The 11,872-nt window shown below is 68.5% G+C and carries 7 protein-coding genes; all 7 read right to left on the bottom strand.

Features of this window, described 5'->3' with window-relative positions:
* Positions 1–6 precede the first annotated feature (6 nt).
* Complete coding sequence (locus tag ACE3TU_RS12755) at positions 7–1,026, bottom strand: methyltransferase (RefSeq protein ID WP_374624724.1); 1,020 nt, start codon at positions 1,024–1,026, stop codon at positions 7–9.
* Positions 1,023–1,832, bottom strand: a complete 810-nt coding sequence (locus tag ACE3TU_RS12750) for an efflux RND transporter periplasmic adaptor subunit (protein WP_374624722.1) — start codon at positions 1,830–1,832, stop codon at positions 1,023–1,025. Before ACE3TU_RS12750 ends, ACE3TU_RS12755 begins: the two co-directional genes overlap by 4 nt.
* 2 nt (positions 1,833–1,834) lie before the next feature.
* Entirely contained in the window at positions 1,835–3,979 is a 2,145-nt protein-coding gene (locus ACE3TU_RS12745; protein ID WP_374624720.1) for a PqqD family peptide modification chaperone, read from the bottom strand.
* Positions 3,980–3,986: 7 nt separating this feature from the next.
* Complete coding sequence (locus ACE3TU_RS12740) at positions 3,987–5,837, bottom strand: efflux RND transporter periplasmic adaptor subunit (RefSeq protein ID WP_374624718.1); 1,851 nt, start codon at positions 5,835–5,837, stop codon at positions 3,987–3,989.
* A gap of 36 nt (positions 5,838–5,873) precedes the next feature.
* The gene (locus tag ACE3TU_RS12735) at positions 5,874–6,194 is read right to left on the bottom strand and encodes a DUF3467 domain-containing protein (protein ID WP_374624716.1); all 321 of its coding nucleotides are present in this window, start codon (positions 6,192–6,194) and stop codon (positions 5,874–5,876) included.
* A 9-nt stretch (positions 6,195–6,203) separates the two neighbouring features.
* Positions 6,204–7,469: an outer membrane protein gene (locus ACE3TU_RS12730; RefSeq protein ID WP_374624714.1), complete on the bottom strand. Its 1,266-nt coding sequence runs from the start codon at positions 7,467–7,469 to the stop codon at positions 6,204–6,206.
* A 159-nt stretch (positions 7,470–7,628) separates the two neighbouring features.
* A partial coding sequence (locus tag ACE3TU_RS12725; RefSeq protein ID WP_374624712.1) for a calcium-binding protein occupies positions 7,629–11,872 on the bottom strand: 4,244 nt, incomplete at its 5' end.

Below are 11,872 nucleotides of genomic sequence, written 5' to 3'. Positions count from 1 at the left end.
GGGGTCTCATCGGCGTCCTGCCCTTCTTCCGCTCACGACGTGGAACGGCATGTCGATCTCGATGCCGCCGGTCTCGATGTCGACGAATCCCAGCTCGGCCAGCAGTTCAGCATAGACCGACGGCGCCCGGTAGAAGCGCGAAAAGACGAGATTGGCGATCGTGCCGAAGGGCAGCGGCGCGGCCGGGGAGAAGCGGCCGCGCTCGACGATCAGCACCCGGCCTCCGGCCGGCAGGCTGTCGCGGGCCCGGGTCAGCAGGTGGCGCGCGTCGTCGAGGGGCCAATCGTGCAGTACCGACTTGAAGCAGACGGCGTCGTGACCGGCGGGCCAGGGATCGCGGCGCATGTCGGCCGCGACGAAGGCGACCCGCTCCGCCGCCGCATGGCCGGCCACATGCCGTCGCCCCAGTTCGACGACAACCGGCAGATCGAGAACCGTCGCCGAAAGGCCCGGGACCGCGGCGCACAGGGCGAGGGCGAAGGCGCCGCTATTGCCACCGACGTCGAGCAGCCGGGACACATCGTCGATCGGCAGCAGGGGTACGAGCAGCGGCGCCTCGTGCTCGGTGAGTGCGGTCGTGTAGTCCACCCAGCGGCGTGTCGCCGCGAGGTTGGCCTCGGTGACCTCGAGCGCCAGGTCATAGCGGAACAGCTCGAACACCCGGCCCGAGGCGACGTAGGCCGCGCTGTCGAACAGCATGGCGGGCAGGTGGTCAAGGACGTCGCGAGCGGCAAGATCGAGGAAGGCGAGCTTGCTCTCGAGCGCGTGCCGCCGCGGCAGCACCGCCCGGAATGCGGCGGAAAGGCCGACGGACTCCCCTCTTCGCTCGACGACGCCGCCCGCGGCGAGCAGCCCGCAGAGCGTCTCGACGCCGCCGACCTCCTGCCGGGCGGCCGCGGCAAGCTCGTGCAGGTCGAAAGCCCCCCGCGACAGGACATCGACCAGCCCGGCACGCAGGGCAAAGCGGAGTGCGGCGGCGCCGACAAAGCTCGCAAGGAAGGCGTCCTCGGGCGCGGGCCCGCTCACGGCAGGGCGAACTCGACGGCGCAGCGCTGCCCGGCGGGCAGGCCGCCATCCGGGTTGGGCAGATCGAGCCGCACCCCGAACGTGCCGCTGGCCGCATCGAACACCCGATCGACGACGCTCACCGTGGCGGGATAGGTTCCGGCGACGGGCTCGGCCAAGGTGACGATGGCGGCCATGCCCGATTGCACCTGGCCCCAGAAGGAGACCGGCAGAAAGGTCTCGACCCGCAGCGGATCGAGAGCCACGAGCGTTGCGACCGAAGCGCTCTGATCGATGAACTCGCCGGCGCTGAGCGAGCGTTCGGCAACATAGCCGGCGATCGGGGCCCGGATGGTGCGCCGCGCCAATTGCGCCAGCGAGCGCTCGAGTTCCAGCGCCGCAAGCCGCCGACGCTGCACCTGCAACTCGCGCTCGCGCTCGGCCAATTGCACCTCGGCCGCCAGTTGTTCCACCTGTTCGGTGGTGGCGACGCCCTTTTCCGCCAGGGCCCGGGCACGCGCCAGCCGGGTCTGCGCCAGCTCGAGGCGCGTCTGGGCGGCGTTGAGCTCCTCGCTCGAGTCCGCCTGCAGGCGATCGACCTCGACGGTGGCCTGATCGATGCCGGACTCGAGCCGCGCGATCTCCTGGCCGGCCTCGACGAAATCCCCGCGCTCGACCAGCACCTCGGCGAGGACCCCGGAGACGGGGCTGCCGAGCTTGATCTGCGCGGAGGGATCGATGACGCAATCGAACGGCTCGGCGGATGCCGGGGGCGCGGCGGCGAGGGCGAAGGCGAGGGCGAAAGCGAGGACGCAGGAGGGTTTCACGATCAGATTCCGAAGCGCGAGAGGAAGACCTGCCGGAGCGTGCGCAGCAGCCGGAAGGCAATGGGTTCGGTGCCGTGATCGAAGCGGACGTAGACACGCTCGCCCAGCCGATCGACAGGCCGGCCATCGGTGATCCGCAGATCGACGAAGAACAGCCCCTCGAGGGCACGGCCGCGCTGCGGATCGCGCGGATCGACGAGGATGTCGCCGCCGCCTTCGGTCGTCAGCGTCGCCGACGGGATGGCGGTCTGCGCCGCCGGCGCCTCGCGGAGCAGTTCGGCCGGCCGCACCGCGGCGAGCGCACCGGCAAAGCGTACCTCGATGGGCCCCCGGCGCAGTCGCACCAGGTCGATCTGGGCCTGCGAGACGACCACGCGCAGAACCGGATCGTCGGCGCCGACGACATAGCCGACGAGATCGCCCCGCCGCAGGTATTGCCCGACGAGGTCGGGACCGGCCAGCATCAGCCGGCCATCCGTCGGCGAGCGCAGCGAGAGCTCCGACTTGCGCTGCGCAAAGGCGGCGAGGCGGGCCTCGATATGGGCCAGCTGGCCCTCGATGAGGCGCACCTGCACCGGATCGAGAGCCCGCACCGCATCGAGCTGGGCGGCATACTCGGCCCGCTGCGCCGTCAGCACCGCAACCTGCGCATCGATGATCGGGTCTTCGAGTTCGAGCACTCCGGCACCCGGGCGCAGATCGGCACCGTCGAGCGCCGCGACGCGCTGCACGACGCCGTCGGTGCCGCTGCGCAGCAGCGACTGCTCGGGCACCCAGACGATCCCCTGAGCCACGGTGGCATAAGGCAGCGGCAGGGCGAACAGAGCGGCGAGCACAAGTCCGGCCACGCCCGCGACCATCGTCGCGGCCCGGAGTCGGCGTCCGCCCAGCCGCGGGCTGGAGGCGAGGTAGGCGATGCCCTTGCCGATCGGCCAGACGAAGCTCTGCCCGAGGGTCCAGAGCGCGATCAGCACGCCGACGAAGAACAGCTGCGTCGCCACGAAGCTGGCGATGCCGAGCGAGACGCCGACGCGGTAGATCGCGGCCAGAACCGCGTAGCCGAACAGCCAGGGCCGCTCGGAGTCGTGGGTCACCGGGCTCTCGCCATCCTCGAGCCCGAAGGCGCGATGCTGCAGCACGTGGAAGAAGTACTTGTTGGCGCGGGTTGCGAGGTTGGGAATCTCGATCAGATCGGCGAAGATGTAGTAGCCGTCGAAGCGCAGCAGCGGATTGCCGTTGAACAGCAGCGTCGAGACACCGCCGATCAGCATGACGTTGAAGGCGACAGCGCGGACCAGTCCGGGCTCGGCATTGACCCAGACGATCATGGCGACGGCGGCGGCGGCCAGCTCGACCATGATGCCGGCGCCCCCGACGACGATGCGCCGCCACTTCTCCCGGAAGGCGGAGGACGCCGATGCATCGACATAGGGCACCGGGATCAGCACCAGCAGCATGATGCCGAACTCGTGCAGTTCGCCGCCCCAGACCTTGGTGGCGGAGGCATGGCCCATCTCGTGCAGCAGCTTGATGAGCGGATACACGAGCGCGAGCAGCACGAGGTTCTGCGTGGTCAGCGCCTCGGTGACGACATCGACCGTCAGCTCCTGCCAGTGCAGCACGGCCAGCACCAGCCCGGCGAGAACCAGCCCGAGCCAGACGAGCAGGCCCCCGAGCGAGTAGACGATCCTGAACACCGGGACCAGCGCATCGAGGAACCGGTCGGGATCGAGCAGCGGCAGCCGCAGGGCGAGCGGGTTGCGCAGGCGCTGCATGACGCTGCGCTGCGCCTGTTCCGTGGCCCGGTCGCCCAGCTCACCGAGATCGGGCGGGGCCTCGCCGATCAGCAGGTCGGCGGCGTGCAGCTGGCCGAGCAGCTGTATCACCTGGTCCTGAGTCGGCGGCTCGTCCTCGGAGCGCTCCGCCACGGCCTGCCAGATGTCGCGCACGGTGCGGCGCCCATCCATGAGATTGAGCATCAGGTTGGCAGCCGGCGAGATGCGATGGAAGCGCCCGCTCTGGCGATCCTGCAGGATGTACCACGGCTCCCCGCGGAAGCGCTGGCGGTGAATCTGCGCATGCGGCCGGAGGCGCGGCGTGAGGTCCGCGACACGGTACCAGTTGGGACTGAAGGGCGAGCCGGCCATGGCTGCCTCAGCGCAACCACTGCCAGGTGGCGACCTGCACCCAGTCGAGGAAGGGTCGCGCCCAAATCCAGGCCAGCGAGCGCGTATCGACGGCGATCTTGGCGACGCCATCCATGCCGGGGCGCAGCCGGTCCGGGGCACCGGTCATCCGCCCCTCGACGCGGAACACCGTGCGGCCATCGCGGGCCTCGGCCACCGGCGTGATCTTGTCGACCACGAAGGGGAACGACTGCTCGGGAATGGCAGCGAACAGCACCGCCCCCTCCTGGCCGACCCGGACATCGCCGATCTGGGACTGATCGACGGCGAGGTTGACCCGGTAGGCATCGAGCGGGGCGACTTCGAACAGGGTCTGCCCACGCGACACGGCCGCGCCGATCGACTGGCTGAGGTCGCCGGCGGTGACCAGTGCCGCGAAGGGCGCCTTCAGCTGCAGCCGCCCCAGCTGCTCGTCGACCAGCCGGATCTGCGCGTCGGCTTCGTCGATCTGGGCCCGGCTGGTGGCCAGCGCCGAGCGGTCGCGGGCAGCGAAGGCGCGATCGTACTCGATCTGGCGCTGCTGCCGCTCGGTGGCCCAGCGCAGGCGCTCCAGCGTCAGATCGCCGTCATCGAGCGCGGCGAGCAGTCCCCCCTCCTCGACCCGGTCGCCGGCCCGAACCGGCGCGGACTTGACGAAGCCATCGAGCGGCGCGACCACGGCGCGGCGCACCATGCCCTCGAGGCCGGCCTTTGCCGTGACCTCATAGGCCCCGGTGGCGAGCGACAGAAATGCGGCCACGATCAAGAGGGCCGCCGCCGTGGCCTTGAGCACGGCGTGGCCGGGGCCGAACAGCCGGCGCGCCACGCCAGCCGCGGCGTCGGCGAGCTTGAAGCCGATCCAGCGATCGTTGAGGCGGCGCTCCTCGAGCACCGGCCCCAGCGCGGCGGTCACGGCATTGAGGATTTCGACCTCGGAGGCCTCGAAGGGATGGTCGGCGGGCCGCTCGAACACCACCGCGCCGACGAACTCGTCCCGTACAAGCATGGGAACGGTGAGCACCCGCGCACTCGCCGCCTCCTCGACCAATTCGCCATGGGCCCGCGTCGCCAGCGGCGCATCGCCCTCCGCCGGAGGGAAGGCGACGACGGCGCGCTGATCGATGGCCTCGTCCATGGCGGCGCCAAGCCGGCGCACCAGCAGCATCTGCTTGCCGAAGCTGGCACTGTGCGAGATGGCGATGACCTTTGCCGTCCCGCGTCGCAGGACACCGATCGACACGCGATCGCAGTCGAAGGCCAGCGCGAGATGGGTCGCGGCAGCGAGCGCCGCGGCCTGGTAGCGCTCCTCGTCGAGCGTGACGGCCAGCAGCTCGAGAACCGCCGCATTGCGGGCCAGTTCGGCCTCCGCATCGCCCAGCGCCTGGCGCGAGGCGCGGTCCCTCAGGTAGGCGGTGCCCCATTGCAGCTGCCGCATGGCCTGCGCGGCGTCCGACTTGCACAGGATGGCCGTCGCGCCGAGCGTCCGCTCGCCGAGCGTGATCGGATAGGCGACGGCGCCGGAACCGCTCTGCGTCATGCCGACGACGCCGCGCCGCTGCCGAATGGCCAGTTCGGCAAGCCGATGCAGCATGGGATCGGACGGCCGGTCCGCCGGCACGACGGCCGCGGGAACCAGCTTTTCCTCGCTGCCCTTGAGCAGGACGACTCCGGCGGCGTCCGGGGAGATCAACCTCGCCTGCAGCACCAGCCACGGCTTGCTGGCCTGTTCGAGCCCCTCGGCCTCGCGCAGCGCTTTCCAGACGGCATCCTCGGCAGGCGCGGCGGCCTGCGGACGCTGCAGCGGAATGGCATTCCCATGCACGGCGGCGCTCTCAGCCATGGTGCCCTCGCGCCGGCCCGGCGTTCACCCGCGGCCTCAGGACCGCTCGACGGTCAACACGCCGTGCCGCTGCTCGTACTCGCGAAGCACGCCGCCCAGGACCACCCAGAGGCGCTTGGCCGCGTGCGGCGTGAGGATGATGCGGTTGGACAGCTCGACGGCCACGCGCGGGTCCGCCGTCAGGTTCCAGGTCTGGTTGGTGCCGAAGAAGAGATCGACCTGCTCGCGCGTCGACTGCACGTTGACCACGTTGGCGAAGTGGGTCGCCATGTTGCGATCGATCCACTCCACCGACTTCTCGGCCGCCCGCGCCGACTCGTCTGCCACCGAGTCCGCGCCGCTCGCTTCACTTGCCATGGCTTCCGCCTAGAACAGGAAGGCCATGCCGACCCGCGCGGACAGCGAGCTCGGCTTGATGTAGAGCGGATTGAGCACCGTGTCGTTGAAGCGGTATTCCTCGATCGCCGTGGTGTAGATGCCTTCCGCCCTGAGCAGGCTATTGGGCGAGGTCATCACTTCGATGCCCAGACCGGCCGACAGCGTCTGCACATAGGCGGCCTCGGTGCCGGGTTCGGCCAGCAGCTCATCGGGATTGATGTGCATCAGGCCCCAGCCGGCGCGGGCATAGATGAGGGTCGCCGGATTGACGAGGAAGCCGAGGCGCGCGGAAACCTGCGCCTTGTGATCGGAGCTGCCGATATCACGGCTCTCGTCATCGACGAAGTCCCAGACGGCGGTGTGGTAGCTCACGTCGCCCTCGAGGCCGACGACGAACTGCTCGCCCAGTTGCTGGGTCACGCCGACATAGGCCCCGAGTTCGTAGCCGATATAGGACACGGGACCCTCGGCACCGGGAATGGCCGTCTCGCGGAAGCCGTTGACGGTACTGGAGCTCATGCCGCCGGCGAGCACGCCGACATAGCCACCCGACCAGGAGCGCTGCGGCGCCGCATTGGCCAGGCGCGGACCCCGGCCCTCATTGCCGAAGCGATAGGTGACGCCGACATTCACGCCCAGATGATCGGGGGTGTAGGTATCGAGGTAGACCGAACCGTCGTAATTGGTCTCGAACGAGGTCAGGGCCTTGGTGTAGGTGCCCTCCACCCGCACGGTGACGTTGTCCATGACTTCGGTTTCAAGGCCGATCGCGGCCTGGTAGCCGTGCACGAAGCCTTCCTGGGCGGCCGGAGTGTCGACGCTCGACTGGGCATGGATGGCGGCGTAGGAGAGCCGCCCGTAGAGCAGCGAGCCCGCTGCGACCTCGCCGCCAGCCCGTACGCCGGCATAGGCGGCTCCGAGGCTGCGGAATTCGTACTGATCAAGGACGGTGAGCTGCGTGCTGCTGCCCTCGGCGTTGAAGAACTGCAAACCGGCTTCGAGACCGAAGACCATGCCGGGCGCGACCTCGAGATCGTAACCGGCGAACACCCCGCCGTTCACCGCCAGCGAACCGAACGTCCCGAGGTTTTCCGACAGTCCCGCATCGATCTCGTCCCAGGCCACGGCGCCCATCCCGACGCCAACCGTCGCGCCAAGCCGGAAGCCGGACCAGTCGTAGTCGTCGGCAAGCACGGCGCCGCTCCACAGCGTCGAAACCGCAGCCCCCAACAAGGCCCAAGTGCGCCTGGACATATGCATTTCCCGCCCAATTCGGTTTTGCGGCCAAATCAGTACGCGCCGCAACGAAAGGTTAGGAGGGTCTGCGCGCCGCGGTCAACAAAGGAATTAACCATATGGCGGAAATGTTGCCTTCCGATGGCACAAATGTGCCGATTCCCCGGTCAGACATCCTCAGTCGCCGTACCCCTCCTCGTAATCGACCGTGATCCACTTCTGCCCCTCGACATCGTAGAGCACCGAAGGCAGCCGCTTGCGCACCGGCGTCTCGGTCAGCAGCGGCACGGTCTCGGATTCCGTGGCGTTCTGCGCCACGAACACCTGGTTGACCTCGTCATAGACCCACAGCTGCTGGAACGCGGTATTGGCGTTGCGATCCTCATCGACCAGCTTGACGACAATCTCGCTGGAGCGCACGGCCGAAATCAGCGAAGTGGTGGTCGGAACCACCATCGACACGGCCTTGATCAGCTGGAACTTGTCGGTGCTGCTCGGCGGGGCCGCGGTGTTGTAGTCGCGGAAGCCGACGAACATGGCCCCGGACGGCTGCAACAGCGACTTGCTCTCGATGATGTCGGTGGCCAGCGCGCTCACCATCGGGGTGCCCCATGTGGTGCGGACGAGCGGCTTGGCGGTGCCCCCGACATCGATGGTGGTGACCTTGTTGTCCTTGCCGCCGCCGCTGGTCGCCTGCGTGTCGCGACCCGAGGTGATGGCGACCTGATTGGTCCCTGCCCCGCCCGACACCCAGTCCCTGCCGTCGCCGGTGGACAACCGGTCGTTGCCGGCCTCGCCGTACATCGTGTCGTTGCCGATCTGGCCGAAGGCCATGTCGTCGCCGATGCCGCCATAGATGGTATCGTCGCTGACGATGTAGTTGTGGCCGTGCGCGGTGTTCTCGTCATTGGGCGCCAGCAGCCGGGCGAACGGGCCGAACTTGTACATATAGGCGTCGGTGGCCGCGCTGGTGAAGCCCGACTCGGCCACCGGCACGACGGTGAAGGTGTTGTACAGGCCGGTGGTATTGCCCTGCGCGATCAGCGGCTTGAGCGTTGCGGCATCACCCACGAGGATATCGTTGCCGTCCCCGCCCTCGATCCGATCGCTGTACAGGGTGAGGGCCGAGGACGCCATCTTCTGCGAATGGCGCTTGTCGGAGAGCTTGGTCTCGAGCCACCAGTAGTTGTAGCCGCCATCGTATGACCAGTCGCTGGTCTTGACCTGGGTGATGAGGCCAGCGCCCGTGATGATCGCCTCGGCGTTCAGCGGCCGGTAGCCGTTGCCGGAGACGAAGAGACGCGTTGCCAGCGTGCCGAGCGCCGTGTCCGCGGCCTTGGAGAGGTCGGTGACCTCGCGCGAGTCGTTGGTCGGGCTGAACAGCACGCCGGTGTGGATGGTGGCGAAATCGCCGACCAGCGTGTCGTTGCCGATCCCGCCCATGATGGTGTCGTTTCCGACGCTGAGCTGGAACGGATGCCCGTTCTCGAAGAGCCACTGCGCCTTCTTGTCGGACTGGCTGGTGTGCTTGGTGGTATCGTCCGGATGGCGGGCGTTGAGATGGTTGCGCAGCGCGGTGTCGAGGGTGTTGTCCTGCGCCTTGAGGGCATTCTCGATGGTGGTGTGAGCCGCCGATGTCACCTTGCTGCCGGCGATCGTCCCATTGGCCGCCATGGCCTGCGCGACGACGAAGCCGCTGTCACCGACGACCATGTCGTTGCCGTCGCCGGCCGCGATGGTGTCGTTGCCCAGCAGCAGCTGGTAGGTCGAGGGCCGCATCTTCCAGGTCGTGGCGTTGCCGCCGGCAACATAGTTCGACGGCGAGGTGAAGCCGGTGCGGCTAGCGTACTCGTTGATCAGTCCATGCGACGTCTCGTGGACGACGAAGGCCATGTCCGCGGTGACGTGCTGCAGATCCTGCAGCATGGCATGGAAGGACAGGGCCGCGGCCTGGAGCGAGGCGCCGCTGGCGGACAGGCCGTGCGTCGAGGGCATGATGATGCGCCCGAAATCGCCGAAGACGGTGTCGTCGCCGGCACCGGCATCGATGGCGTCGTTGCCGGCGCCGTAGCCCAGCGTCGTCGTCCTGCCGATCGACTCGATCGCGGCCTGGCCGAACGAGAGCGCGTCGAAGTCGGCCAGCAAGGACAAGAGCGAGGCCGAGACGCCGTTGATCTCGTTGTCGATGGTCGCGAAACCGGTCTCGATCGGCGAGAAGATCAGGCCGTCATCCCCGAAGATCGTGTCGTTGCCGTCGCCACCGCTGAGGGCGTCGCCCCGGGGCAGCGTATCCTCGGAGTGGACCAGGTCCGGCACCAGGGAGGCGAAGACCTCGAGCGTGCTGGCGCCGAAGCCGCTGCCGGCCAGTTCGATCAACCGGTCGTTCCGCGCCATGTCGGCAAGCCGCCCGGCAGCATCGGGGATGAGGTTGAGCTGTGGCGCATTGGGGTTGAGGGCCGACGGCATCAGGTCGACCATCGGGGTCACCACCTGCCCGCCGATCGGGATGAACACCCCGGCCGCCGACGAGGCACCGATCAGCCGGACGGCATTGATGATCAGAGGCAGGTCGGTCGACACGCTGGAGAGGTTCGTCGCCCTGTCGCCGAACAGGGTGTCGTTGCCGTTGCCGCCGGCGAGGCTGTCGCTGCCGCGCTGACCGATCAGCAGATCGTCCTGGTCCTCGCCCTGCAGGGTATCGTTCCAGCCGCTCTCCAGTTCGACCAGCAGAGCGCTCGTCGCCCAGGCGCCGTTGCCGGAAAGCTGCTTGCCCGCATCGGTGTAGCCGCCCGCGAGCAGGACCATGTCGGAGTTGAGCAGCGCCGCAGCATAGGTCGAATCGACGGCGTGCTGGTTGGTGTTGATCGCCGGCCGATCAGTGATGACACCGACCTCCTCAAGCACGATGTCGCGGTGCCACGACAGGTCGGTGTTGAGCCTGGCGCTGCCATTGCCGTCGAAGGCCTTGTAGATCGTCGCTTCGTCACCGATCAGGATGTCGTTGCCGCCGCCGCCGCGGATCGTGTCGCTGCCCATGCCGCCGACGAGATCGTCGAGACCGCCGCCCCCGTCGATGGTGTCGTTGCCGCGCTGGCCGTAGATCAGATCGTCGCCGCGGCCGCCGCCGAGAATGTCGTTGCCGCCGACGTAATCGCTGAGATCGAAGCGCAGCACGTCCCGGATGATGGCGCCGTAGACGCGGCCGGCCCCCCAGTAGCCGCGCTCCCAATCGACCGTCTTCCAGTCGTCGACGGTGCGGGTGCGGAAGATCATGCCGTTGTCGCCGAGAATGACGTCGTGGAAGTCGCCGCCATCGATGGTGTCGGAACCGTCGGCCCCACCGACCACGTTGTGGCCGCCGACGATGTCGTCGTCGCCGCCGTCACCGTAGATGGTGTCGTCGCCCTGCTGGCCGAAGACCATGTCGTCGCCGTCACCACCGTGGATGGTGTCGTTGCCGCCTTCATCGCCCGAGCGGAAGAAGATCGAGACGCCGCGTGAGTCGAGCGGCAGGTCGATGTCGTAGAGGCCGTGGTCGCCGAACAGCATGTCGTGGCCGCCACTGCCCCGGATGGTGTCCGCCGCGGTGCCGCCGAACACCAGGTCGTTGCCGTCGCCGGCCTCGATGGTGTCGCCGCCGCCCAGGAGCGGGTCGGTCGAGCGAGCGAGGATGAGACGGCGCGAGTCCTCGGGGCCGCCGAGGTCAAATTCGAGCCGCCCGTTGTCGCCGAGGATGATGTCGGCCCCACCCGAGGCGGTAATGCTGTCGCCGTCGGCACCGCCGATGACGACATTGTCGCCGCCACCGGTGGTGATGGTATCGGCGCCGCCCTTGTCCGGCACGATCGAGTAGGCATGCTGGAGCTCGCCGGTCGCAAAGAACAGCAGCTCGCCTTCGTCACCGAGAACGATGTCCTCGTCCACGTCGGTTTCGCCACCTGCCGAGATCAGGTCTCCGGCGACGCCGCCGACCACGATGTCGGCCCCGTCGCCGGCCTCGATGTCGTCGATGCCGCCGTAGTCCGGATCGGTGCTCGAGATGCGCTCGACGATGTCGGCCGCGCTGAAGATGATCTCGCCGTTGTCGCCCAGGATGATGTCGTCGTCGCTGCCCGCGTCGACGTCGTCGGCGCCCGAGCCGGCGATGACGATGTTGTCGCCATTGCCGGTGGTGATGGTGTCGCCGCCGCCGTACGCCGGGTTGATGCTCTTGGCCGACTTCAGGTAGCCGGTGTCGTCGCCCGTGGTGAAGAAGACCAGCTCGCCGTCGTCGCCGAGGATGATGTCGCGCGAGGTGTCGGTGTCGCCGCCGGCCTTGAGCTGATCGCCCGCCGCCCCGCCGACCACGATGTCGGCCCCCAGGCCGGCCTCGATGTCGTCGATGCCGCCATGGGTCGGGTCGGTGCTGGCAATCGTGTCGA

It is taken from the genome of Devosia sp. (genome assembly GCF_041917035.1).
GTDB lineage: Bacteria > Pseudomonadota > Alphaproteobacteria > Rhizobiales > Devosiaceae > Devosia_A.
The sequence above is the reverse complement of the archived record's forward strand: the minus strand, read 5'-3'. Positions and strand labels throughout refer to the sequence as shown.

What these genes read in the sequence shown, in the direction of transcription:
- ACE3TU_RS12735 (WP_374624716.1), bottom strand. Translation starts at nt 6,194, where the DNA reads ATGGCAAGTGAAGCGAGCGGCGCGGACTCGGTGGCAGACGAGTCGGCG.
- ACE3TU_RS12740 (WP_374624718.1), bottom strand. Translation starts at nt 5,837, where the DNA reads ATGGCTGAGAGCGCCGCCGTGCATGGGAATGCCATTCCGCTGCAGCGT.
- ACE3TU_RS12745 (WP_374624720.1), bottom strand. Translation starts at nt 3,979, where the DNA reads ATGGCCGGCTCGCCCTTCAGTCCCAACTGGTACCGTGTCGCGGACCTC.
- ACE3TU_RS12730 (WP_374624714.1), bottom strand. Translation starts at nt 7,469, where the DNA reads ATGTCCAGGCGCACTTGGGCCTTGTTGGGGGCTGCGGTTTCGACGCTG.